The sequence below is a fragment of the Haloprofundus salilacus genome, from assembly GCF_020150815.1.
In the GTDB taxonomy this organism is placed as follows: domain Archaea; phylum Halobacteriota; class Halobacteria; order Halobacteriales; family Haloferacaceae; genus Haloprofundus; species Haloprofundus salilacus.
In genome coordinates, this window is record NZ_CP083723.1 from 534951 (window position 1) to 558112 (window position 23162).

Annotated in this window: 22 protein-coding genes; 10 read left to right on the forward strand and 12 right to left on the reverse strand. The window is 65.1% G+C overall.

The window, feature by feature from the left end; genetic code table 11:
• Positions 1–152 precede the first annotated feature (152 nt).
• Positions 153–920 (forward strand): Nif3-like dinuclear metal center hexameric protein, encoded by a 768-nt coding sequence (locus tag LAQ58_RS02650; protein ID WP_224449079.1) that lies wholly within the window; start codon positions 153–155, stop codon positions 918–920.
• A gap of 308 nt (positions 921–1228) precedes the next feature.
• On the opposite strand, the gene LAQ58_RS02655 is transcribed toward LAQ58_RS02650, so the two are convergent.
• A complete protein-coding gene (locus tag LAQ58_RS02655; protein WP_224449080.1) occupies positions 1229–1975 on the reverse strand; it encodes a DICT sensory domain-containing protein in 747 nt (248 codons plus the stop codon).
• Between the two features lie 55 nt (positions 1976–2030).
• Positions 2031–2507: a DUF7344 domain-containing protein gene (locus tag LAQ58_RS02660; protein ID WP_224449081.1), complete on the reverse strand. Its 477-nt coding sequence runs from the start codon at positions 2505–2507 to the stop codon at positions 2031–2033.
• A 156-nt stretch (positions 2508–2663) separates the two neighbouring features.
• On the opposite strand from LAQ58_RS02660, the gene LAQ58_RS02665 reads away from it, so the two are divergent.
• Complete coding sequence (locus LAQ58_RS02665; RefSeq protein ID WP_224449082.1) at positions 2664–3731, forward strand: deoxyhypusine synthase; 1068 nt, start codon at positions 2664–2666, stop codon at positions 3729–3731.
• Positions 3732–3767: 36 nt separating this feature from the next.
• Here the strand turns inward: LAQ58_RS02665 and LAQ58_RS02670 are convergent, their stop codons facing one another.
• Both LAQ58_RS02670 and LAQ58_RS02675 read right to left on the reverse strand, forming a co-directional pair.
• Complete coding sequence (locus LAQ58_RS02670) at positions 3768–5540, reverse strand: Kelch repeat-containing protein (RefSeq protein ID WP_224449083.1); 1773 nt, start codon at positions 5538–5540, stop codon at positions 3768–3770.
• A gap of 159 nt (positions 5541–5699) precedes the next feature.
• A complete protein-coding gene (locus LAQ58_RS02675; RefSeq protein WP_224449084.1) occupies positions 5700–7265 on the reverse strand; it encodes a Kelch repeat-containing protein in 1566 nt (521 codons plus the stop codon).
• A gap of 199 nt (positions 7266–7464) precedes the next feature.
• Here LAQ58_RS02675 and LAQ58_RS02680 point away from each other — a divergent pair, with 199 nt between their 5' ends.
• A complete protein-coding gene (locus LAQ58_RS02680) occupies positions 7465–8070 on the forward strand; it encodes a translation initiation factor IF-2 subunit beta (protein ID WP_224449085.1) in 606 nt (201 codons plus the stop codon).
• Positions 8071–8298: 228 nt separating this feature from the next.
• Here the strand turns inward: LAQ58_RS02680 and LAQ58_RS02685 are convergent, their stop codons facing one another.
• On the reverse strand, positions 8299–9255 hold the full coding sequence (locus tag LAQ58_RS02685) for a nucleoside hydrolase (protein ID WP_224449086.1): 957 nt from the start codon (positions 9253–9255) through the stop codon (positions 8299–8301).
• A 50-nt stretch (positions 9256–9305) separates the two neighbouring features.
• Here LAQ58_RS02685 and LAQ58_RS02690 point away from each other — a divergent pair, with 50 nt between their 5' ends.
• The 4 genes from LAQ58_RS02690 (at position 9306) to LAQ58_RS02705 (ending at position 12435) form a co-directional block, all read left to right on the forward strand.
• Positions 9306–10154, forward strand: a complete 849-nt coding sequence (locus tag LAQ58_RS02690) for a fructosamine kinase family protein (protein ID WP_224449087.1) — start codon at positions 9306–9308, stop codon at positions 10152–10154.
• Between the two features lie 288 nt (positions 10155–10442).
• Complete coding sequence (locus LAQ58_RS02695) at positions 10443–10964, forward strand: hypothetical protein (RefSeq protein WP_224449088.1); 522 nt, start codon at positions 10443–10445, stop codon at positions 10962–10964.
• A 640-nt stretch (positions 10965–11604) separates the two neighbouring features.
• Positions 11605–12096 (forward strand): YciE/YciF ferroxidase family protein, encoded by a 492-nt coding sequence (locus LAQ58_RS02700; protein WP_224449089.1) that lies wholly within the window; start codon positions 11605–11607, stop codon positions 12094–12096.
• Between the two features lie 57 nt (positions 12097–12153).
• Positions 12154–12435 (forward strand): DUF8113 family protein, encoded by a 282-nt coding sequence (locus LAQ58_RS02705; RefSeq protein ID WP_224449090.1) that lies wholly within the window; start codon positions 12154–12156, stop codon positions 12433–12435.
• 34 nt (positions 12436–12469) lie between these two features.
• Here the strand turns inward: LAQ58_RS02705 and LAQ58_RS02710 are convergent, their stop codons facing one another.
• Positions 12470–14146: a spermidine synthase gene (locus LAQ58_RS02710; RefSeq protein WP_224449091.1), complete on the reverse strand. Its 1677-nt coding sequence runs from the start codon at positions 14144–14146 to the stop codon at positions 12470–12472.
• A 136-nt stretch (positions 14147–14282) separates the two neighbouring features.
• On the opposite strand from LAQ58_RS02710, the gene LAQ58_RS02715 reads away from it, so the two are divergent.
• Positions 14283–15353 carry a hypothetical protein gene (locus tag LAQ58_RS02715; protein WP_224449092.1) on the forward strand — a complete coding sequence of 357 codons (1071 nt, stop codon included), beginning with the start codon at positions 14283–14285 and terminating at the stop codon, positions 15351–15353.
• 105 nt (positions 15354–15458) lie between these two features.
• Here LAQ58_RS02715 and LAQ58_RS02720 read toward each other — a convergent pair whose 3' ends face one another.
• A complete protein-coding gene (locus LAQ58_RS02720; protein ID WP_224449093.1) occupies positions 15459–16427 on the reverse strand; it encodes an ROK family protein in 969 nt (322 codons plus the stop codon).
• A 246-nt stretch (positions 16428–16673) separates the two neighbouring features.
• Between LAQ58_RS02720 and LAQ58_RS02725 the strand changes: the two genes are divergently transcribed.
• Positions 16674–17924: an alpha/beta hydrolase family protein gene (locus tag LAQ58_RS02725; protein WP_224449094.1), complete on the forward strand. Its 1251-nt coding sequence runs from the start codon at positions 16674–16676 to the stop codon at positions 17922–17924.
• Positions 17925–17939: 15 nt separating this feature from the next.
• Here LAQ58_RS02725 and LAQ58_RS02730 read toward each other — a convergent pair whose 3' ends face one another.
• The 5 genes from LAQ58_RS02730 to sugE all read right to left on the reverse strand — a co-directional run bounded on the left by LAQ58_RS02730 (position 17940) and on the right by sugE (position 22352).
• Positions 17940–18905: a QueT transporter family protein gene (locus LAQ58_RS02730; RefSeq protein ID WP_224449095.1), complete on the reverse strand. Its 966-nt coding sequence runs from the start codon at positions 18903–18905 to the stop codon at positions 17940–17942.
• A 92-nt stretch (positions 18906–18997) separates the two neighbouring features.
• The gene (locus LAQ58_RS02735) at positions 18998–20230 is read right to left on the reverse strand and encodes a low temperature requirement protein A (protein ID WP_224449096.1); all 1233 of its coding nucleotides are present in this window, start codon (positions 20228–20230) and stop codon (positions 18998–19000) included.
• Positions 20231–20373: 143 nt separating this feature from the next.
• Positions 20374–20784, reverse strand: a complete 411-nt coding sequence (locus LAQ58_RS02740; RefSeq protein WP_224449097.1) for a pyridoxamine 5'-phosphate oxidase family protein — start codon at positions 20782–20784, stop codon at positions 20374–20376.
• 52 nt (positions 20785–20836) lie between these two features.
• Entirely contained in the window at positions 20837–21910 is a 1074-nt protein-coding gene (locus LAQ58_RS02745) for a right-handed parallel beta-helix repeat-containing protein (protein ID WP_224449098.1), read from the reverse strand.
• 118 nt (positions 21911–22028) lie between these two features.
• Complete coding sequence (gene sugE, locus LAQ58_RS02750; RefSeq protein ID WP_224449099.1) at positions 22029–22352, reverse strand: quaternary ammonium compound efflux SMR transporter SugE; 324 nt, start codon at positions 22350–22352, stop codon at positions 22029–22031.
• Between the two features lie 106 nt (positions 22353–22458).
• Between sugE and LAQ58_RS02755 the strand changes: the two genes are divergently transcribed.
• Positions 22459–23082, forward strand: a complete 624-nt coding sequence (locus LAQ58_RS02755) for a TMEM175 family protein (RefSeq protein WP_224449100.1) — start codon at positions 22459–22461, stop codon at positions 23080–23082.
• The last annotated feature ends 80 nt before the right edge of the window (positions 23083–23162 follow it).

The following is a 23162-nucleotide window of genomic DNA, read 5'->3' on the forward strand; positions in this document are numbered from 1 at the left end:
CTGCAACCGCAAGTCCACAGTCGTCGCACTCGTCGCCGTCGGGGCGGCCATCTACGGCTGTGGTATGTTGGCCAAAAGGGACGTCAGGGTTCGACTGCGGGCGGCGCTTCCGTAGCGGGGGTTACAAGCGACCGGCCGTTCTCGGTTCCAGTATGCACCTCTCGACGCTCACCGACCGACTCGACGAGACCCTTCGAACCGACGCCTACGCGGACATCGACGCGAGCGCGAACGGCCTGCAGGTCGGTCCCGAGGAGGCGGAGATAACTCGGGCTGCCGTCGCCGTCGACGCCGCCGTCGCCACCGTCGAAGCGGCCGCGGAGGCGGACGCGGACCTCCTCATCACACACCACGGACTCTCGTGGGGCGGCATCGAGCGCGTCACCGGCAAGCAGTACCGACGAATCGCGCCGCTCGTCGAGAACGACGTGGCGTTATACGTCTCGCACCTGCCGCTCGACGGGAATCAGGAACTCGGCAACGCCGCCGGCGTCGCGGACGTTCTGGGCCTCGTCGACCGAGAGCCGTTCGGAGCGCTCGGTCCGGAACACATCGGTCAGCGGGGGCGCGCGAGCGATCCCGTCGACGCGGCGGAGCTCGCGACGACGCTCGACGCCAAACTTGACACGGGTGATCGCGGCGTACAGGTGCTCGAATTCGGTCCCGACGAGATCGAAGACGTCGCCATCGTCACCGGGAGTGGGGTCGACTGGCTGGACGAGGCCGTCGACGCCGGCGTCGACGCGCTCGTGACGGGCGAGGGGAAGCAGAAGGCGTACCATGAAGCGCGCGAGGCGGGAGTACACGTCTTCTTGGCCGGTCACTACGCGACCGAGACGTTCGGCGTCCGCGCGCTCTCGTCGCAACTCGACGACTGGGGCGTCGAGACGACGTTCGCCGACCATCCGACGGGACTGTGAGCGCGACGGGAGTCGGAGAGCGATGAAATGGAGACGCGACGAGACCGGAGACTCGAAGCGATTGCGAACAGACGATGGCGTTCGAACGCGGCCGGGTCGTCGTACACCCGCGCTGGCCTGACCGCGTCGATAGTTCAGGTCACGCGGCAGAGTGGTTCCGTTTCGGCTGATAAACGTTCGTCTCCGCGGTCGGCCCGGCACCGGTCGTCGGCCGTTCGACTCTCAGTCGGCCGTTTTCTCGCCGTCGCCGTTTCACTCCTCCCTCCGCTCACTCCTTCGTCCGCCCCGTTCACTCCCCCTGCACCTCGTCACCCGTACGTTGACGTGAGATACGACAGTATCTCGTGGACGAGTTCCTCGTCGTAAGTCCAGAAACCGCGGAACCGGCCGTCTTCGGTCTCCTCCGCGACGAGCGCACACGCGGCCATCGTGTAGGTGCTGCCGTCGAAGACGACGAACCACGTCCGACCCACCTCGTCGCTCGACTCGACGTGAAACGTGGCGCCGTCGAACGGCCACTCCCCTTGGTTGTCACCGACGTAGATGTGGACGTCGAGGTCGGTCCCTCCGACCAACCGAGCGTAAACCGACTGCTGTTTCCGGAGCGCCTCCGTCGACTGAAATCCGCAGCTGAGCGTCCCGTGACCGACGCGCCACGCGCGTTCCTCTATCTCGCGCGACACTGCGACCATCTGTCGTTTGTCGAACGACGTGAACAGCGTGTTGTCGAGAATCTCGAACAGCGCACGGTAACTTGTCTCGACCCCGTCGGACCACGGGCGGCGAATCGGCGGCGTCAGGAGATGTTGCAGTTCGCCGAGACCTAGCGACCCCACGAACCCGTCGTCTTCGCGGATAACGACGAACCCGGGTGGTCCGTCGCTTGGCAGCGAGCGTCGCTCGATGGTGACGTTTCGCGTCTCGAACTGCTCGACCGGAACCGCCGCTTCGTCGGGCGCGTACACGATAATCTGCTTGCGCTGCACCGCTACAGCGGAGATAAACTGTTCGAGTGTCATCGGTGCCTCCATCTCGGGGAGCGGAACGTCTGTCACGGCCCGAGTTACGCGGATATTCGAAGCCCCAGCGACTATCGCCGGCGCGCTGGGGTCACGTCTCGCCGCTTCCGCCGTCTGCGGTGTCGCTGCCGTTCTCCGCGTCGTCGCTGTCGTTCGCCGTCGAGTCGCGTCGCTCCAGTTCGCCGGCGCTCACTCTCTCGTGCTTCCGAGCGTACGTCACGAGATCGTACAGCGACGTTGGTAGCGCGGCGAGCGACAGTTCGTCGGTCTCGTCGTCGTACTCGACGTAACCTGCCGCTTCGAGCATCGGCACGTGGTTGTGGTGGAGCGCCAGCAGGACGGCGTCCCGCTGCTCGCGCGTGACGGCTCGCCAGCCGTCGGCGTTCGTCCACCCGGCGACGACGTCGGCCAACTCCTCGAGCGTCAACTGCCGGAACTGCAGGAGCGTGTAGAGGGCGAACCGTCGGTGTTCGTCTGCGAGGACTGCGAACATCTCGTTGTCGACAGCCGTCGCTTCCGAGACGAGTGCAACGTCCGCCTCTCCGTGGCTGTTCTCGACTTTACCCACAACTCTAGTAGTCTGACTACGAGTAAGTCCTTTTCGTGTCGGGCTACAGACATTCTTCGTCTATGACTGACTGCTATCTCCTGTGTCGACCGCCGCCGCGAACCGCCGCCTCGACGGACCGCGTGGTTGAAACCGTCCCCCGCCGCATCGGGAGACATGAGCGACGACGATCACGACCACGACCACGGAAGCGACGACGGAGACGACGGCCACGCGGAATATCGCCCGCCACACCGCGAGGAGTTCGACCACGACCCCGTCGGTCACACCGACGTCCGCGGCGGGATGACCGTCTCGGAACTCGTCGACGAGTACGGCAAGGCGGGTATCGGCGCGGCGGCGGTCCACGAAGCCGTAGACGTGTACGCCGAGATGTTGGACGACGACGACTGTACGGTCTTTCTCTCACTGGCGGGCGCGATGGTTCCGACCGGAATGCGGAAAGTCGTCTCCGACCTGATTCGCGACGGGCACGTCGACGTGCTTGTGACGACGGGCGCAAACCTCACCCACGATTCTATCGAAGCAATCGGCGGCAAACACCACCACGGCCAAGAACACGCGGAGGGGAAGACGCCGCGCAAGCACGACGAGACGCTCCGTGAAGAGGAGATCGACCGCATCTACAACGTCTACCTGCCGCAGGAGCACTTCGCACTGTTCGAGTCGCACCTCCGTGCGGAGGTGTTCCCGCCGCTGGAGGCGGAGGGGTCTGTCGGCATCGAGCGCCTCTGTCGGGAACTCGGCCGTGCGAACAGCGAGGTGAACGAGCGCGAAGATATCGAGGAGGACGCGGGCGTCGCCGCGGCCGCCTACGAGTCCGACGTGCCCATCTACTGCCCGGCGGTGCAGGATTCGGTGTTCGGCCTGCAGGCGTGGATGTACTCGCAGACCTCCGAGTTCACGCTCGACGCGCTGAAGGACATGACGCCGCTCACCGATCTCGCGTACCACGCCGACCGTGCTGGCTGTCTGCTCGTCGGCGGCGGCGTCCCGAAGAACTTCACGCTCCAGACGATGCTCGTCACGCCGGGCGCGTACGACTACGCGGTCCAGATTACGATGGACCCCGCTTCGACGGGCGGCCTCTCGGGCGCGACGCTCGACGAAGCACGCTCGTGGGGCAAGCTGACGAAAGAGGCGCGGAACGTCACCGTGCAGGGCGACGCGACGGTGTACCTGCCGCTGCTCGTCGCCGCGGCGAGAGAACGTATCGACAGCTGATTCGGCGAAACGACTTCCTGTGCTATCCGCGCCGACTCACGGCTCGAACGACGAGGCGACGGTCGTACAGTCGTGGTAGCCCTGCTCGTCGTAGCGCTTGACGTGACCGCCGGTGACGTACAGGCGACCGTCGATGACGCCGTCGACACAGCCGACTCGGGGCGTATCGTCGTCGGGCAGCGACGTGTCGAACTCGTCGGCTTCGGGGTCGTAGCGGTGGCAGAACGACCGGAATGAGTCGATCGAGGGTGCCTCACCGCCCTCACGGAACAGGCCGTGCGAGAGGTAGAGCTGGTTGTCGATGACCGGGTCGTCGGTGGTCGCGTAGTGACCCGGAATCGGCGTCGGCGTCGCCTCCGTCCACTCGTTGTCGACGGGGTCGTAGCGGAAGTTCGAGTCGGTCGAGCCGGCCGTACTCTTGACTCCGCCGACCGCGTGAATTTTCGTTCGGCCATCGACGACGACGCGTGCGACGGTGGGCCACCGCTTCGCCTCGGGGATCAGCGCGAGGTCCGCGTCGACTACCTCCTCGGCTTCGGGGTCGAACGCCCACAGTCGGTGTTCGTCGAACGACCAGTGGGTCGTCCCGCCGGTGCCGTGGTTCGTCGCCGTCTCGGCGTCCGTGTCGCCCGTGCCGCCGGTGACGCAGTAGACGAGTCCGCTCTCGGGGTCGTAGACGCCGCCCATTCCCCAGTTCGGGTAGGGGCACCGAACGCCAGTCTCGGCGGTGAGATTGCGCCACCCCTCGCCGTCGCGGTAGACGAAAATGTCGTCGGTCGGCACGTTCTCGCCCTCGTCGGGAGTGAGAACGCCGCCGAAGCTGAACACCCGGTCGCCGAGGGAGACGCCGCACGGCCCCCACACCGCTTTCGGCATCTCTTCGACGCGAGTCCACGTGCCGCCGTCGCCGTCGGCGGGGTCGTACAGGAACGTTCGTTTCCGGGCGTTCAACTCGACACCGGAGTCGAAGCCGCCGAAGTAGAGCAGTTTGCCGTCGACGACGCCGCCGCCCGCGTCGCTCTGTTCGAGCGGAACCGACGTTTCGGTGCGCCACTCCGCCCCCGTCGCGGGCGGTGATGGAGTCGACGTCGGGGTTGGAGTCTGCGTCGGCGTTTCGGTCGGAGTGGAGGTCGGTGTCGGTGTTTCGGTCGGGGTAGATGTCGGCGTCGGTGTCGAAGTCGGTGTTGGTGTTTCGGTCGGGGGTGGAGTCGAGGACGGGGTTTCAGTCGGTGCCTGCGCTGGCGTTTCGGCCGGCGTCGATGTCGGTGTCTTCGTCGGTGTCTCGGTTGGTGTCGGTGTTCGAGTCGGCGTTGAGGTAGCGGTCGATGACGGAGTTTGCGTCGGCGTTTCGTTCCGAGTCGGGGTCTCCGTCGTCGACGCTGCTCCTGACGACCCGCCGGAGTCACCAGACGACGCGCCGGACGAAGCGGACTCGTCGGCCCCAGCTGAGGTGGTACCACCGGACTCTCCGGAACTCGTCGGCTCGCTCGTCCCCCTCGGTGTGGCGGTCCCGGTTTCGACCAGTCCGGAGCTCGTCGCGACCGTTGACGGCGGCGGTTCGGTTCCGGTCGTCCCGGCCGGTTCGTCCGACTCGGTCGCGGCGGAGGACGTTTCGGTGATGTTGGCTGCGGCTTCCTCGTCGGGTGTTCGATCGAGGGCTGCCGTCCCGACTCCGAGTCCGACGGTACCTGCCGCGATGAGCGCCAGCGCTCCGCGACGGGAGCGACTCAGCGACGATTGCTTGCGGTCACTCGGCTCGTCCGCCGCTGCTCCGGAGCGCTCGTCGACCTGGTCATCGCTCTCTCGCATGGCCGACGTTTCTGTCTCCGGAACGTTAGGAGTACGCCCCAGTCTCAACGGCTGCAACGGGCGAAACGGCCGCAGAATCGTCCGATTTCTTCAGTTCGTCTGACCCGTCGAATCTGCCTGATTCGTCCGCTCACCGATTCGCGCGTCCCTCGAGTCGCGTTACGGCTCGAACGACGACGCGACGGTCATGCAGTCGTGGTAGCCCTCTTGGTTGTACCGTTTGACGTGACCGCCGGTGACGTACAACCGGCCGTCGATGACGCCGTCGACACAGCCGACTCGGGGCGTCTCATCGTCCGGCAGCGACGTGTCGAACTCGTCGGCTTCGGGATTGTAGCGGTGGCAGAACGACCGGAACGAGTCGATTGAGGGCGCTTCACCACCCTCGCGGAACAGGCCGTGCGAGAGGTAGAGCTGGTTGTCGATGACCGGGTCGTCGGTGGTCGCGTAGTGACCCGGAATCGGCGTCGGCGTCGCCTCAGTCCACTCGTTGTCGACGGGGTCGTAGCGGAAGTTCGTCTCCGTCGACCCGGCCGTGCTTTTGACGCCGCCTATCGCGTGAATCTTCGTTCGGCCGTCTACCTCGACGCGTGCGACGGCGGGCCAGCGCTTCGCCTCGGGGATCAGCGCGAGGTCCGCGTCGACTACCTCCTCGGCTTCGGGGTCGAACGCCCACAGTCGGTGTTCGTCGAACGACCAGTGGGTCGTCCCGCCGGTGCCGTGGTTCGTCGCCGTCTCGGCGTCCGTGTCGCCCGTGCCGCCGGTGACGCAGTAGACGAGTCCGCTCTCGGGGTCGTAGACGCCGCCCATTCCCCAGTTCGGGTAGGGGCACCGAACGCCAGTCTCGGCGGTGAGATTGCGCCACCCCTCGCCGTCGCGGTAGACGAAAATGTCGTCGGTCGGCACGTTCTCACCCTCTTCGGGGGTGAGCACTCCGCCGAAACTGTACACCCGGTCGTCGACGGTGACGCCACACGGCCCCCACACTGCTTTCGGGAGGTCCTCGACGCGGGTCCACGTCCCGTCACCGTCGGCAGTCGACGGCGCGTAGGTGAACGCGTGTCTCTGCGCCTGCAACTCGACGCCGGAGTCGAACCCACCAAAGTAGAGCAGTTTGCCGTCGACGACGCCGCCTCCGGCGTCGCTGTGTGCCTGCGGGACCGAGACTTCGCTGCGCCACCGCGATTCCGACTCGGTCGGCGTCCCGGTCTCCGGCGGGGCGTCGGTCTCTCGGGGCGTCTCGGTCGGTGTTTCGGTCGACGTCTCGGTTTCGGCCGGGGTGTCGGTCGTTTCCGGTGTCTCCGTCTCCGTTGCCGCCGAACGTTCGGTCCCGGTCGGACTCTCTGTCTCCGCCGAACCGCCGGAATCCACCGAATCCCCCGCTCCGCCCGAACCTCCCGTCCCCGCGGACGCTTCCGTTCCCGTCGGCGTCGCTGTCTCGGTCAATCCGGAAGTCGTCGCGACCGCCGAGGTCTGTCGTTCGGTTTCGGCCGTCTCCGTCGACTCTTCCGACTCCGTCTCGGCGGTCGTTTCGGTCGCTCCGTCCGCCGGACTCCCGTCGTCGCCCCTCTCGTCGAGGGCCGCCGCGCCGAGACCGAGTCCGACGGTCCCTGCGGCGACGAGTGCTAGTATCCGTCGACGGGAACTGTTTCCGGAAGATTGCTGGCCGTCGTTCACCGCTGCAGCCCCGTCGCGCCCGTCTACCTTGTCGTCGTTTTCTCTCACGGTGGACAGTGCCTTTTCTGAATGATTATGAAGCTATCTGTATTTCAATTGTGGGACGTGTATTAAATTCTCTCAAAAGTGAATATCTCACCATCGTGTGAGAATTACCGGTCGCTCCTGTCGCTGTGGTCGTTCCGCGAGTGCGCATCGCAGCCACGGTACACGGAACGACTATACGTCCCTGGCTTCTCGAACGTATATGAACTACGAGGCATCTCTCGACCGGGCTATGGACGCGACCGACTCGCGAGCGAACGACGACAAACGACTGCGATTCCCCGACCCCGTCGGCGAGACCGACGGCGCGTTCACGCGCCTGACGAATCTCGGCGACATCGCCGAAGCGCTCTCGCGCGATCCCGAACACCTCCACAGCGCGATTCAGCGCCAGTTCGCGACGAACGGGCAGTTCGACGGCCAGCGCGCCCGTTACAACGGGTCGTTCACCGTCGCCGACTTCGACACCGCCATCCGCGAGTACGCCGACGAGTTCGTCATCTGCTCGGAGTGCGGCCTGCCGGACACCGTTCTCCGAACCGAAGACGGCGTCCAGATGCTACGCTGTGAGGCCTGCGGCGCGTTCCGGCCGGTCCAGAAGCGCACATCCTCGCGTTCGCGCAACACACCGACGCTCGAAGAGGGCAAGACGTACGAGTTCGAGATCACCGGCACTGGTCGCAAAGGCGACGGCGTCGCCGAAGTCGGCAAGTACACCGTCTTCGTCTCGGGCGCGCAGGAAGGCCAGACCGTGAGAGCGTCCGTCTACAACATCAGCGGTTCGCTCGCGTTCGCCCGCCCCGTCTAACGGTCGCGGTCTTTCGCCTCCTCTGGGTCTTTCTCTGACCACTCTCAGTCGATTTCTGTACTGATCGTGACGCCATCGTTCGACGGTGACCGGTTCTCGTACCGTCTCCAAGCGACTAGATTACAAACGTTCGAGCGGTGGGTCCGACGAAGACCGGCCGTAAGACCGTCGTCGAGACGTGCCCGCGACGAGTTCGCCGGTTGCCGTCGCGTTCGGCGTCGAGACGGGCTACAGCGACCGTTCCGGATTGCCGTGCAGGAGCATATCCGAGAACATCCGTTTGAACGCCGCCTCGTCGATTGACTCGACGACTCGGGTCTGCGGTTCGCCGTCGGTGATGCCGAGTTCGTCGACCAGGCTGTACCCGCGGGTCATCCCCTCTCGCTCGTCGACGTCGACGAAGTACGTCCCCGCCTCGGTCACGAGCTCCGGGTTCAGAAAGCAGGCGACCGCCAGCGAGTCCGGTTGCGTCGTCGAGTCGACGCCGAGGCGTTCCTTCGAGAACTCGCGGGCATGGCGCGTGATTGTCGTGAAAAAGTCGGCGTAGAGGGTGTCGGCCTCCTCGAACGGTTCGAGTTCGCTCCCCTCGAACGAGCCTTGTCTGAGCGTCAGCCCCCAATCGACGAGGTTCACGTCGAGTTCCTCCATCACGATTTTCGCGGCGTCGGGGTCGACCCAGAAGTTGAACTCCGCGGCGGGCGTGTCGTTGCCTAACGTGTTGACCGCTCCGCCCATCACCCACACCTCGCCGAGCAGTTCGTTCAGTTGGGGTTCACGGCGAACCGCCAGCGCGACGTTCGTCAGCGGCCCGATACAGGCGAGGTTGACCTCGCCGGGCGACTCACGCGCCGTCTCGACGATTCTGTCGACGGCGTGACCCTCCGCGGAGGGGATTCCCGTATCGGGGTAGAGTTCGCCACCGAGACCCCCGTCGCCGTGAACGTGGTCGACGTGCTCGAACTCCTTGACGAGCGGACGGCGCGCGCCTTCGTACACGGGCACATCGTCGGCCGCACCCGCGAGTTCCAGCGTGTACTTCGCGTTCTCGACTTCGTAGTCGAACTCGACGTTTCCGGCGACGATGGTGAGCGCCTCCAACTCGATGGAGTCGGCGAGCGCGGCCATGAGGACAGCCTGCGTGTCGTCGCCCGCGGTGTCCGTGTCGACGATAAGTCGGCGTGCCATGTCGGCGAGTCGGTCGGTGGGACCTTAACGCTCCTGCGGCATTCGAACGCATGGACCCCGCGCTCGTCGATCAACTGGCCGCCGAACTTGGCGCGGAGCCGGTCGAACGGACGGAACTCGACGGTGGCATGATCGGCTCGGTGTACCGCGTCGAACTCGCCGCCGGCCGGACAGTCGTCGCGAAAGTCGGTGACACGCCCCTCGGCGTCGAAGCGTTCATGCTCCGCTATCTCGGCGATGAGAGCGACCTCCCGGTTCCCGATGTCCTGTACGCGGACTCGGGCCTGCTCGTCCTGTCGCACGTCGACGGCGAGTCGACGTTCTCGGCGGCGGCCGAACGCGACGCTGCGGACCACCTCTCCCGACTTCACGACGTGAACGCGGACGCGTTCGGCTTCCCGCGTGACACGCTCACCGGCCCAGTCCGCCAACCGAACTTGTGGACCGAGTCGTGGGTCGAGTTCTTCGCCGAACATCGACTGCGACACGTCGCCGACCTCGCCGAGGAGGACGACTCGCTCTCGGCGTCGCTGCGCGAGCGCGTCGAAACGGTCACTGCGGACCTCGATTCCTTGCTGGCCGAACCCGACGCGCCGTCGCTGATTCACGGCGACGTGTGGACGACGAATCTCCTTGCTCGCGACGACGAGATTCGTGCGTTTCTCGACCCGGCGTGTTACTACGCCCACGCGGAGGTCGAGTTGGCGTACATCGACTGGACAGATACGTTCGGCAAGACGTTTTTCACTCGGTATCGGGAGTCTCGCGGCATCGAATCGGGTTTCTTCGACCGCCGCCGGTTCGTCTATCGGCTGTATCCGCTGTTGGTTCACGTGTATCTGTTCGGCGGGCGGTATCCGGTGGAGCTGGCGAAGACGCTGGAACGGCTGGGCTACTGAGTGGAGGCGACGGAGGGGAACTGACTTCTATCGCCGTCGGGTACCGTCGACCGGCCGATGACGACGGCACCGTTCCGAGTCGGGGTGGCACCCGGCGGTGACGAACCCTATGAGTGCCGAGGCCTTCAATTCGTGTGTCTGTTCTCCTTTGTCTCCCCTCCCCACGCCTAGGGGCACGCAACAGTTTTGTCTCGTCAACAACATTTTTCGGTGTGGCATCCCTCTAGTTTACAAGCATACATGAAACGCCCAACGCTCAGAAGTTCATCCGGCTCTTCGGAGGCCAGCATGGACGAGGAGATTCAGCAAGCAGTGGTAGATGTCATCAAAGGCTCAAATAACAAGACAGTCGAAATCAGACCGGCGGACGAGTCGAAAGGTTTCGCGACGATCCCGAGGATGCTGCTCATCGGCGGCGCCCTCGCGGTCGGCTACTGGATGGCGAAGTCCAAGAACGCGACGAAGGATCTCAAGAGCATGATGAGTAAGACCGCCGACCGGACCGAGAAGATGTCCAAGCGGACCGCCGAGACCATCAAGAAAAGCGGCGAGACAGCGGCCGAACGCGTCGAGAAGGAGTCGCAGAGGACCGGCGAACAGGTCCAGAAGATGGGCGAGAAGGCCGCCGAAAAGACCCAGAAGGCTAGCGAACAAGCCGCCGAGAAGACCGAAAAGGCAGGCGAGAAGACCGCTGAGAAGACCGAAAAGGCAGGCGAGAAAGCCGCCGAAAAGACCGAAGAAGCTAGCGAAAAGGTGGACGGAGATAGCAGTTCGTTCGGTAGCTCGTCCGGCAGTTCGTCAGATAGCTAATTCAACGACGACCGCGAGCGCTCCGATATCGGAACACAGCCGACGACGACGCTCCGAGTCAGGGTGGCACCCGGCGGTGACGAGCCCTATGAGATACTATTGGCGCTGGTCTAACCACTTCGAAATTCGATCCCAGTTAGCGGTAATCAAAAGTCCCAACCCCACCCCCAATCCCAGGGAAAGTATCCCACTTCCGATCCATAACCGGATGTCCGTATATTGTAGGACTTGGGTCATGCCGTATCGATACGTCGACCAAGGCCCTGACCGCAAGGTGTACGGTCATGACCATCTACAGTACGAAATCAGGGCTCATTGATACCGGAATGGCGAGTATAAAACGACTTACCTAAACGACCACGCGGAGATACGCTCCTTCCTGGGTCGGTAATAATTGCTCGTTCGAGTGCCGAGGCCGAACTAGTACCGAAAGACAAACCACCGTTTTCCACCCGTATTCGACACCACTCTCGTACCGGCGAGAGCGAAGAGTTCCGAGCGTCGACATCGGCGTTTAGCTCAGCGACCGTCCCTGGACTGGTGGACTGGACACCCGACGGTACTCCTCGGCGTCGACCGCCTGCGTATACAGGCCCACCGCTCATTGAATCGGGAACCCAATCTTGAGGTAGAGGACACCATGACCACTGATTCGATAGACGAACTCTTCATTGAAGGGCTACAGGAGCTGTACTACACCGAACAACAACTCGTCGATGCGCTCGAGATCCTCGCCGACCAGACGAACGACGAGGCCGCCAGTCAGGCGTTCTCGGAACATCGCGACGAGACGATGGGACACGTCGAGCGACTGGAGCAGGTGTTCGAGCAGATAGGCGAGGAACCGCAGGAGAAGGAAGAGCAAGTCGTGAAGGCGCTGATAAACGAACACGAACAGTTCGCGCAGGAGAACGAGGGCGACGTGCTCGACCGATACAACATGGAAGTCGGACAGAAGACCGAGCACTACGAGATCGCCTCGTACGGGAGCATCACCTCGCTGGCCGAGAAAACCGGCCACGACGAGGCGGCCGACGTCTTAGCCGAGACGCTCCGGGAGGAAGAGCAGGCGCTCGATGAGGTCACGCAGGCAACCGAGCAGTTCGACCAACAGAAGATCGCGGGCGACTGATTCCGCGATCGACTCTCGGCACGGATACTTTTCTTCCGAGTAGCCCCAACGAAGACCATGAGCGACGACAGCGATACGACGGAGTTCGAGCGCGTAAAACAGCAAGCCGCAGACGCTGTGAGTGAGAGCGAAGCCGTCTCCGTCTACGTGGGCCTCGTCAGCGACGACGGCGACAACGAATTCTACTTCGCCAACGACGTGGACGAAGAGCGACTTCAGGAGACGACCAGCCAGCAGCTCGGCATGCTGACTCGCGTCCTCGCCGAACAGTCTGACGCGAGCATCGAACAGGTCACCGAACACGCCGCCGAGACGGCTAGACAGATGAATCTGAGGTGAGACGGGCGAGTCTCGCCTCTCAGCTACGAGCTCGCTAGCTCGTTACTTCCTGTTCTCGGTCGACGGTAGCGGCTATCGGAAGGGGTGGTCGAGTGGCTGGCGCGTCGACTGTCCCCGGCTCTTGCCCATTCGACGCGAACTGTGACTCCGCCGTCTCGCCTGACGAATTCGTCCCGTTCGACTGCTGAATCACGTACCGCTGACCGACCATCGGGTCGAGCAGGCTATCGACGGGCGCGCGGTCGTCGCGCAGCACCGGCACGTCGCCGGTCTCGGTCGTCCGCTGGTAGTTCCGTATCTCGCCCTCGAGGTCGATGCCGATGTCCCGGCGATCGTTCCGTGCGAGGAGTTGCTCCTCGGTGACGACCGACTCGTTCTTCGTCGCGATGACCTCGATGTTCTGGACGACGCTCCCCTGAGCGGTCGGGAAACTGTACACCTGCGGGAACACCTGCGACATCGTCTTGTACTCCGCGCGGTAGAACTTCGACGCCGGGCCGGTGGGTGCGGAGATGACGTTCGCGAACAGGATGCCGTCCTCGGAGAGTCGACTGTCCGCGAGTCGCATGAACTCCTCGGTGGTCAACTCGAACGGCACCTTGTCCTTCTGGTAGGCGTCGAGGACGATGAGGTCGTACGTGTGGTTCGTTTCCTGGAGGAACTGCCGCCCGCCGGTGTTGTAGATATTCAGGTTCTCGGACTCCTCGACCCGGAAGTACTCCTCGGCTGCGTCGATGACCTCGGGGTCGATCTCGGCCACGTCGACGGTGGCGTCGTAGTCCTCGGCGAACCGTTTCGGGCCGGTGAACCCGCCGCCGCCGATGAACAGCACGCGGTCTACGTCGTCGTTCATCAGGAGCGGGAGGTGGAAGTACCGGGTGTAGTCGAAGACGTGGCGGTCGGGGTCGCTCTTGTCCATCGCGCTGTGCCGCTGGCCGTCGAGATACAGCGTCCGCGTGTCGCCGAGGTCGACGACCTGCAGTTCCTGGTACGGCGTCTGCGTCTCGTAGACGACGCGACCTTCGACGGAGAGTCCGGCGGCCCCGCTTCCGATTGCGGCGACGAGGAGGACAACGACGAATCCGCCGGAGACGAGTTGGTCGCGGTCGATACCGGGGCGGGCGAGCACGAGCGCCGTCGTGACCGAGAGCAGTCCGAAGACGAGCGCTATCTGTTCGACGCCGAGCGAGGGGATGAGAAAGTACGTCGTCGCGAACGCCCCGACGATGCTGCCGATGGTCCCGAGCGCGTAGACGTGCCCCGACGCCTCGCCCAATCCGTTCTTCGCGGAGAGTTCCGCAGCGTAGGGGCTAACGTAGCCGAGGAGGTACGTCGGCGGCCCGAACAACAGCGTGATAGCCGGAAGCGACGCGAACCGACTGGGAAGCGGAAAGCCCGACGTCGCCCGCAACAGCAGGTCGCCGAGAAAGATGAGTCCGGCGACGTACGCCGCCGTCAGCAGAAACACCCGCGCCATGCGGTCGTTGGTCGCCTGCCGGGCCGCCAGTTTCCCGCCGCGGTGGTAGCCGTAGCTGAGCGCGGCGAGGAAGACGCCGATGATGCTCCCCCACGTGTAGATGCTGCTGCCGAACTGGGGCGCGATCATCCGCCCGGCGAGAATCTCCAGCCCCATGCTGGCGACCCCCGAGACGAACACCGCCAGTTCCGGCTTCGTCAACCGGAGGGCGTCGAGGGAACGGTTCATGCTCATGACACACCGAAAGGAGCGCGTCGCATTAACTGTTGGACGCCGCATCGGGCGACCGTCGCGATGTCGATACCCTCGTAATGCCGATACCCTCGCGTCGACCCCTTCGTTTACCTCTCACGGCGTTGTACACACCTCGATGACCGACGACTCCGACGCCTTCGAGACGCTGTCAGCGCTGTTCGCCGACCTCCCCGACAGTCGCCGCAGCGCCGTCGACAGCGCGGTCGCCGAAGCGACCGACACCGCCGACCTCCGGGACCGACTGATCGAGTGTTTCGACGACGAGACGAGACACCCCGCGATACCCGAACTCGGCGACGACGAGGTTGAGGTGCCCGTGACGACCGAACCCGCGAACGACGGTGCGGTCGACCGTCTCCAGTCGACGGTCGGCGGACTCCGAGACCGAGTCGCGAGCGGACTCGACGCCGTCGGGTCGTCCGACGCAGCGTCAGACGGAACGACCGATACCGCCGACACTGCCTACACCGTCGACACCGATGCTGGTGAGGCCGATGCCGACTTCCCGGTTCCCACCTCCGAGTCCAACAGACCGCTCGCCCGCGTTAGAGGGCGGACGGCGTCAGGCGTGGCCGACCTGAAGTACACGGTCCGAAACGCCGACCCGAAGCAGGCCGCGCTCTGGGGTCTCGCGACCGGGGCGACGCTAGCGAACCCCGCCATCGCCGCCGGCTACTCGACGGCCGTGCTGCTCTCGGGTGCGGTGATCGGCGGCGGGGCCGTCGGCGCGTACGCGAGCAGCCACGAGAACACCGTCTTCGACGACCTCGACCCGCTGGAGATGGCGCGTCGCTCCGGCGGGATGGCGGCCGCCAACGCCCACCGGACGAACGTGAACGGCCGCGCGCTCGGGAGTCTGCTCGGCGCGTCGACGTACCTCGCCGAGACGCTGACTCCCGAGGAGTACGCCCACTGGCTCGCCGGACTCGACGCCGACATCGTCGCGCGCGGCGCCGAACTGGGCGCCCGGTACGCGACCGACCGCGAGGAACTCGGTCTCGGGAGTTCTCGGAGAGGGGCGATTCTGGGCGCCGGGTTCGGCCTCGCGTACGGAATGGCGACCGAGGGCGACGCCGACGGCGACCACGCGCTGCGGGAGCTGCTCGACGACGACCTCTACGACGAGTACAGCCGGGCGCTCGGAGACGACGAAGAGCGGTCGGAGGGAGAAGAACCGAGCGAGTGAGAAGTAGACACAGATACGGGTCCGCGAGGGACTCGCGTCACAGAGCGGCAATGCGGCCAAAGCGGTTTCGGCCGTACAGTCACGTATACGAAGCTGCCGGCCGACTCAGTCTCCGACCTGTTCGACCGACGATGTCTCTGCCGCCGGACCGAGCACCGCTGCGGCAGCGCCGTACAGTTCGATATCTTCGCCGAGCATGGTGAGTCTCACCGGCGGCGGGTCGGCGGCGAGAACGTAGTCGTCGAGGTGTTCTCGGATTCCCGAGAGCATCCACTCGGCGTTGTTGAGCGCGACCGAACCTCCGAGTGTCACCACACCCGGGTCGTAGGCGTTGACGAGCGTCCCGATTCCGGCGGCGTTGTAGCGGGCGATTCGGTCGAGGAGCGTCTGAGCCACGTCGTCGCCGTCGCCCGCGGCGTCGAACACCACCGGTGCGGTTAGCTCGTCGAGTTCGCGCAGCGACGACGTCCGCTCGTCCTCGGCGAGCAGCTGGCGAGCGAAGTTCGGTATCCCGCGCCCGGAGCAGTACGCCTCCCAGGCGCCCCGTACGCCGCTGCTCGATAGTTCGCCGTCGGCGCGGATGGAGAACAACCCGACCTCCGCAGCGTAGCCTCGCTCACCTCGAATCGCTCGGCCGCCTTCGACGACCCCTGCCCCGATGCCCGTCCCGAAGGTGACGTGCGCGACGGAGTCGTAGCCGCGACCCTCGCCGAACCGATACTCGCCGAGCGCGGCGGCGGTGCAGTCGTTCTGGAGGGCCGTCGGCAGCCCGAAGGCGTCGTCGACAGCCTCGGCGAGCGGAATATCGTACCGTCTCGTGCCGTCGTCGGCGTCGAACTCGGCGACGACGCCCCGTTCGGCGTCGACCAGTCCCGTCGTCGAGACCGAAACACCCTGAAGCGGACCGGGCGACCGGGCACGGACGGTCTCAACGGCGTCGACCAACTGCTCGGCCAGCGCGTCGGCGCGGGTGGGCTCTGCGTGAACCGCTACGGGACCTCTCTCCGTCCCGCGGCCGTATCGCACGCGGGTACTGCCGATGTCGACGACGACGACGTTGGTCGCTGAACTCACTTCTGGTACTGCGACGCACGCCCGTTTCAGTATGCGCAACTTATCGACGGGAAGGGAGCGGTTTCTTCGCCCGGAGACGGCGGATTTCGCTCCGAGTTCGTCCTCGGAGCGTCCGTCGGTTCGGACGGGCGTGAACCGCTTCCAACACGAATTGATATCGCGTTTCAGGGTGTATCATCGCCGCACAGCGCTCTCCGCCTCGAACAGGGCATGAACTGTTATCACCCGGTGCCGGGTACGACCTGCATGCGCGTTCACTTCTCGGACCCGACGTTCGACTATCAGACGCTCCGGACGATGGCGTACGCGACGTACCGCGGAGCCGAACCGGGCGAGTGTCTGGCGACCGTCGAGCGAATCGACGGGACCGACTTCGAGGCATGGTACACCGAGTGGCGGCGCACCGCCGACCGGGTCGCGGTCGCCGGCGAGTACGCCGAAGCGGAGAACCACGACGAGACGGCCCGAGACGCCTTCTTTCGGGCGCACAACTACTATCGAACCGCCGAGTTCTTCCTCGACGGCGACGACTCCCGCCGCGTCCCGACGTACGAGCGCAGTCGAAAGGCGTTCCAGCGCGCGCTCGACTACCTCGACGCCTCGGTCGAGGAGGTCGAGATACCGTACGAGGGCACGCAGCTCCCCGGGTATCTGTTCACCCCCGACGGATCGTCCGGCAGGGACCCGGCCGGCGACGATACATCCGACGGCAACTCGTCCGATGGCGGCCCGTCCGAATGGCCGACCGTCGTCTGCCTCGGCGGGTTCGACTCGCTCGCCGAGGAACTGTACTTTCTCTGCGGCGTCCCGGCCGCGCTCGAACGCGGCTACGGTTGCTTTATCTTCGACGGACCGGGACAGGGCGCGCCGCTCCGAATCGAGGGCCTCAAGGCGCGAACCGACTGGGAGAACGTTCTCGGGCCGGTGCTGGACGCGCTCGTCGACGACCCGCGCGTCGACGCCGACCGAATCGGCGTCGTCGGCGCGAGTATGGGCGGGTACTACGCGCCGCGGGCGGCAGCCTTCGACGACCGAATCGCCGCCTGCGTCGCGTTCGACCACTGTTTCGATCTCTGGTCAGCGGCGGCCCACGGTCAAGAACGGCTCGCGGCGCTCGTCGACTACGCTCCCGGCGTACTCGTCAACGCGATGGCCGCACTCGGCGCGCGCGTCGACGCCGGGTCGCGCTGGCGGATGGAGAACTCGCGGTGGGTGTTCGGCACCGACGCCGCGAACCTCCGTCGGACGCTCCGCGAGTACTCGCTCCGCGACGTCGCCAACCGAATCACCTGCCCGACGCTCGCGCTCGCGGGCGAGGACGACCACCTGATTCCGCTCCCGCTCGTCTACGAGTTCGCCGACGCTGTCGCGGGACCGACGACGACGCGCGTGTTCACGACCGAGGAGGGCGCGGGCGAGCACTGCCAAGTCGGTAACCTGTCGCTCGCTCACGGCGAAATATACGACTGGTTCGACGAGACGCTCGCTGAACCGTAACAACCCCGATAAATATCACTCGTACGACTCGTCGCTCACTTCTTCTGCGGACTCGTCGACGACTTCGCCGATGGCGTCGTCGAACACGTCGTCCAGGGCATCGTCGCTGGGTACTTCGAGGAGTTCCTCGACCGGCGCGGCTTCGTCACCGCCGACGAGCGACGAGAGTCGTTCGGTCGTGAGCGCGGCGAACCCGAGAACGAGGACGAACGCGACGCCGCCGATGGCCGCCTCTACCGACGACCCGCCGACGGCCGCCTCGCTGCCGAGCATCGTTCCCAACGGGACGCCGTCGAAGAAGACGCCGACGGCGACGCCCACGGCGGTCCACCCGACGGCGACGACGGCGAGCCCGACTGCGGCCCTGTACTGCCGCTGCGAGACGACTCGGAGTTCGTCTCTCGTCATCAGGTCAGAGTAGAGCAGTCCCGCCTCCTTGACGCGCGGGTAGAGCAGATACAGAAGCGGCGGCCCGAGGAGCGCGACGGCGACGAAGTTGTTGAGTGTGATGATGACCGCTAACACCGAGAACGGGACGAGTCCGAGTAGGTCGACGCCCCACGCGATGATGGCCGCCGTCAGCGTCGAGGCGACGAACGCGACGACGAGGAACTCGACGAGTTGTTTCGTCGAACCCATCGTTGGCTCCTCGCCGCTGGAGAGTCGGCCGAGGTTCCCCCAGAGTCGGTAGGCGACGAAGCCGTAGAAGAAGTTCCCGACGAACCCGAACGCCGAACCCCAAGTGAGCGTGCCGCTGAACGCGTCGCTGAAGAGGTTACCGAACGCCGATCCCCACGCCGCCGCCGGGCCGAACAGCAGGCTGAACACGACCGGGAAGACGTTTCCCGGCCGAACGGTCGTCAGGTGCGGCAGGATGACGAGTCCCTGTGACGGAATCAACGCCGCCGCGTACACCGCCGCGATGACGACGGTGAGCATCACCATCCGCACGTCTTTCCACATCTCGATGATATCGTCCATGTCCGATCACTCCGTCCGCTTCGAGTTCGTTCCGCGTTCGTTCTCCACCCGCTCTCGACGCGCCGTCGTCGCCGGTCTCGCCGTCGTTCTCCTCACGCCCGTACCCCCGCCAGAGTCGTTCTCGCTCTGGGTTGTAGCTCCTCGAAGACGACGGCGGCGACGAAGACGACCGAGATGACGCCGACGAGCGTGACCGGTCCGAGCGCCCCGCCGACGAAGACGAGCAGACAGAGCACCGTCGACAGTCCGACCCGTGTCTTGAACACGATGGTGTCTATCGCTGAGGGCGTCGCCCGGTGACAGACGCCGCTTCCGAGCATGAACGCCGCCGTCCCGAGACAGAGCGCGAGGAGGCCCCCGGGTTCGAGCGCGTGGTGGTGTATCGTCGCCTCGATGGCGGCGCCGACTCCCACCCCCGAGGCAACGATTCCGGCGTGGACGAAGTAGTGGCTGAAGACGTAGACGAGACCGCGCTCTCTCGCACGCAGCCAGTCGTCGGATTCGACCCGCAGGAGGCGGTCGATGAGGCGCTCGTCGAAGTGTCGGAAGTAGAGCCACCACGCGCAGACAGAGATAGAGAACCCGAACGCCGCGACGACGATAATCATCGGCTCGAAGCTGCCGAGGGACGCTTCGAGATCAGTGCCGACCGACACCGCGATGATGGTCTCGCCGAGGACCAGTATCGTCATGAGGCCCAACCGCTCGGGGAAGTGCGAAACCTGTACGAGCACCTCGCTGAACCCGAGGTAGACGACGAACACCCCGGCGATGCTGATGACGAACGAGGCGATCCAGAGCCCGTAGCGTCCCGGCGGCGGGACGAACAACGAGATACCCCAGACGAGCGTCGTCAGCGCGTCGGAGGCTATCCAGTAGTTGTGAAACGCCTTCGCCTCGGTGTCCATGCTGCGCGCGCGAAGATAGAGTCCCGTCAGAAACAGTCGGAGCAGGAAGACGGCGAGCGCGAACGCGAACGACTCACCGTGGAGTGCGCCAGGAACGGTCTCCGACAGGAAGATGACGAGAAACATCGCGACGATCATCGCCAGCCGCGAGAACGTGTCGGTCGTATCGTAGAGGTCCGCGTAGTAGCTGTACGCCAACCACACCCACCAGACGAGCAGGAACTGCGTAGCAAAGTGCCCTACCTCTACCGGCGTTAGATTCCCGTGGAGGTGGCTCGCGAGTTCGGCGACGGCGACGACGAAGACCAAGTCGAAGAACAGTTCGAGCCACGTCGCGTGCCGAACCGCTTCTCCCTCGTCGGTGTACACTGACAGCGGCCGCCCCAACCCTCTAGAGAGCGGAAATCTCGTCTTCATGTCTGTCTTCCATCTATACCTGTTTGTAACGATACTCTAGAGTTCACCTGCCGAGATAACCGTGTCGTAGACTAACACGGTTGACTGTCCGTCGGTCAGGACTGGCCGCGTCGACGGTGACTCGGACGACGACTCGCTCGGGGTCAGTACGACTCGTACGTTGAAGTCCCGACGTCGACGCGGACGAGCGTATTCTCGGGCCACGCGTCCGGGTCCGCGCCGTACTTCGGGTTGATGCGCCGGGCCGCCGCCGCCGTCTCCTCGTCGTCTTCGACCACCGTCGCCGTGCCGAGGAGCGTGGCGCGCCACTTTGCGTCGCCCGCGTCGTCCTCCTGTATGGAGACGGCCACGCGGGAGTTCCGGCGCACGTTTGCGAGTTTCTTGCCCGTCGTCAGCAGTTCGAGCGTCCCGTCGTCGTAGTGGTACCAGACCGGGGCGACGTGCGGTCGGCCGTCGACGCACGTCGCGAAGTGCGCCATCATCGGCTTCGCGGTGATTCGCTCCTCGACTTCCGGCGGAACTGTGCTCTGCGTACGGTCGCTCGTGTCGCTCATACGGGTCGTACGCGCGCCAGCGAGAAAACGGTCGGCCGCTGTTCGGTTGGGGTCAGTCGTCCGCGACCGTGACGTTCTTGCTCCCGCGCCGAACCACGACCCGTCGCTCGTTATCGACGAACGAGTTCCCGACGACGCGCGCGTCGTCGGACGCGAGCAGCGTGACGCCGCGGCTGTTGTTCCGCAGGACGTTGCGGGTGACGAGTGCCCCGTCGCTCTCGATGAGCAGGACGCCGTCGCGGTTGTTTCTGACCCGATTGTCGAGAATCCGGTTTCGGTCACTGTCGCGGAGTCGGACACCGACGGCGTTGCCGACGACGGTGTTGTCGTCGAGCGTCGTCTCGGCGGTGCCGTCCGCCAGCGCGACGCCGTACAGCCGGTTCGTCAGCGTCGTGTTCGTCACCCGGGTCCCGCGCGCCGAAGAACTCCAGACGCCCGCGACACGGTTCGAGACGACACGGCTGTCCCGAACCGTCGTGTTTCGGCTCCCGACGAGCGCAATGCCGTGGTCGTTTCGCGCCGCCAACACGCCCGAGAGCGTCGTGTTCGTCGAGTCGCCGACGAGGTGGACGCCGAACAGCGCGTTCTCCGTCGCCGTGACGTTTCGGAGGCGGTTCGACCGACTCCGGTCCGACAGCGACACGCCGTAGACGCTGTTTCGCGTCGCCGTCGTGTTCGCGACGACGCTCTCCGTGACCGCTCGAAGCGAGAACCCGACTCGACTCCCCCGTGCCACGACGCCCTGGACGTGCAGGTTCGCGACGCGGGTCGCTCGCACCGAGTCATCCCAGTTCGAGACGGTGAGGTTCTCGACGGTGACGTTTCTCGTCGGGCGCTCCCACGACCCGACGACGACGCCCGCAGTGCCGAAGCGTCCGTCGCCGCGAACCGCGTGGCCGTCGCCCTCGACGACGACGTCGTTGGCACTTACGACGAGACACCGCCCGGTGTCGCTCGTGAGGTTCCGCGTCAGTTCGTAGTGGCCGGGTTCGGTGAGTTCGGTACACTCGGCGATGGGCGTCGCTCCGCCGTCGTCGACCTGCGTCGGCCCGACGCCGAGACACGTCTGCGAGAGACAGAGGACCGCGACGACGAGGACGACGTGTCGAACCCCGGTCACGGCCACAGTCGACCTCCGGTCATACGGTGGAGTCGACGACCGACGAAAAGAGCGTTCGGTCGACAGGTCGACAGGTCGACGGTCGGCGAGTCGTCGGGCGCCGGTTACCGGCGACGCTCTTCCGTCAGTGACCCGCGCCGGTCGCTTGCAGACCGACGACGCCGAGGACGATGAGACCGACGAATCCGATGCGGGTGACGGTGAACGGTTCGTCGAACAGGTAGATGCCTGCGATGGCGGTTCCTGCCGCGCCGATACCGGTCCAGACGGCGTACGCCGTGCCCACGGGGAGATTTTCGACGGCTTGGGCGAGCAGGTAGACGCTCACTGCCATCGCCGCGAGCGTCCCGACGCTCGGCCAGAACTCGGTGAACCCGTCGGTGTACTTCAGTCCGAGCGCCCACACCATCTCGAACGCCCCCGCAATGAGGAGGAGTAACCACGACATACGTCTCTCTCCGAGCGAGTGGCACAAGACACTGATGTTCGTGTCTCGCCGCCGACTCCCGACCTCGGCAGTAGTGGCTTACCGCTCGCGGTGGACGCTCCTCGCGATGAGTCAACTCGAAGCACCGGACGCGAGGGGCCGAATCGACGCGCTGAGCGACGGCCTGTTCGCCATCGTCCTCACACTGCTCGTCCTCCAGTTCGAGGTACCGTCCCTCCCTCATGGACGGGTCGGAGCGGAGCTGTTGGCGGCCCTGTGGGGGATGCGCTCACTCGTCTTCAGCTACCTCCTGAGTTTCTTCAGCGTCAGTCTCTACTGGGTCGTCCACCACGACCTCTTTCGCCACGTCGTCGACTACGACCGACGCCTGCTCTACTTGAATTTCGTCTACCTGCTTTTCGTCTCGTTTCTCCCGTTCCCCACGGAACTACTCGGCATCTACGGCGGGGCGGTTGCGTGGACGCTCTACGCGCTCAACCTGGCCACAATCGGGATCCTCACGACGGTTCTGTGGTGGTATACGGCCTCGTACGATCTCCTCGAACCCGAACTCGGTCTCCGGACGACCCGACTCATCGTCCTCCGGTCGCTCATCGCACCGACCGTGTTCTTGCTCTCCATCGGCGTCGCTGCCGTTGACGTCACGTTCGCCTATGTCACGCCGTTTCTCATCGGCCCGCTCCAGTCGTTGTGGACCCGACGGTTCGATCTCTCAGACTACGTATTTTGACCGATTTCGCCGTGCCCCACCGCGTCGACGACGTCTTCGACGTATCGACCGCAATCTCCCGCGTGCCGACCGCGTTTCCG

Coding starts and splice junctions, on each gene's coding strand:
- LAQ58_RS02730 (WP_224449095.1), bottom strand. CDS start 18,905: ATGGACGATATCATCGAGATGTGGAAAGACGTGCGGATGGTGATGCTC.
- LAQ58_RS02700 (WP_224449089.1), top strand. CDS start 11,605: ATGACCACTGATTCGATAGACGAACTCTTCATTGAAGGGCTACAGGAG.
- LAQ58_RS02725 (WP_224449094.1), top strand. CDS start 16,674: ATGCGCGTTCACTTCTCGGACCCGACGTTCGACTATCAGACGCTCCGG.
- LAQ58_RS02735 (WP_224449096.1), bottom strand. CDS start 20,230: ATGAAGACGAGATTTCCGCTCTCTAGAGGGTTGGGGCGGCCGCTGTCA.
- LAQ58_RS02665 (WP_224449082.1), top strand. CDS start 2,664: ATGAGCGACGACGATCACGACCACGACCACGGAAGCGACGACGGAGAC.
- LAQ58_RS02650 (WP_224449079.1), top strand. CDS start 153: ATGCACCTCTCGACGCTCACCGACCGACTCGACGAGACCCTTCGAACC.
- LAQ58_RS02715 (WP_224449092.1), top strand. CDS start 14,283: ATGACCGACGACTCCGACGCCTTCGAGACGCTGTCAGCGCTGTTCGCC.
- LAQ58_RS02670 (WP_224449083.1), bottom strand. CDS start 5,540: ATGCGAGAGAGCGATGACCAGGTCGACGAGCGCTCCGGAGCAGCGGCG.
- LAQ58_RS02755 (WP_224449100.1), top strand. CDS start 22,459: ATGAGTCAACTCGAAGCACCGGACGCGAGGGGCCGAATCGACGCGCTG.
- LAQ58_RS02690 (WP_224449087.1), top strand. CDS start 9,306: ATGGACCCCGCGCTCGTCGATCAACTGGCCGCCGAACTTGGCGCGGAG.
- sugE (WP_224449099.1), bottom strand. CDS start 22,352: ATGTCGTGGTTACTCCTCCTCATTGCGGGGGCGTTCGAGATGGTGTGG.
- LAQ58_RS02710 (WP_224449091.1), bottom strand. CDS start 14,146: ATGAGCATGAACCGTTCCCTCGACGCCCTCCGGTTGACGAAGCCGGAA.
- LAQ58_RS02740 (WP_224449097.1), bottom strand. CDS start 20,784: ATGAGCGACACGAGCGACCGTACGCAGAGCACAGTTCCGCCGGAAGTC.
- LAQ58_RS02705 (WP_224449090.1), top strand. CDS start 12,154: ATGAGCGACGACAGCGATACGACGGAGTTCGAGCGCGTAAAACAGCAA.
- LAQ58_RS02680 (WP_224449085.1), top strand. CDS start 7,465: ATGAACTACGAGGCATCTCTCGACCGGGCTATGGACGCGACCGACTCG.
- LAQ58_RS02685 (WP_224449086.1), bottom strand. CDS start 9,255: ATGGCACGCCGACTTATCGTCGACACGGACACCGCGGGCGACGACACG.
- LAQ58_RS02695 (WP_224449088.1), top strand. CDS start 10,443: ATGGACGAGGAGATTCAGCAAGCAGTGGTAGATGTCATCAAAGGCTCA.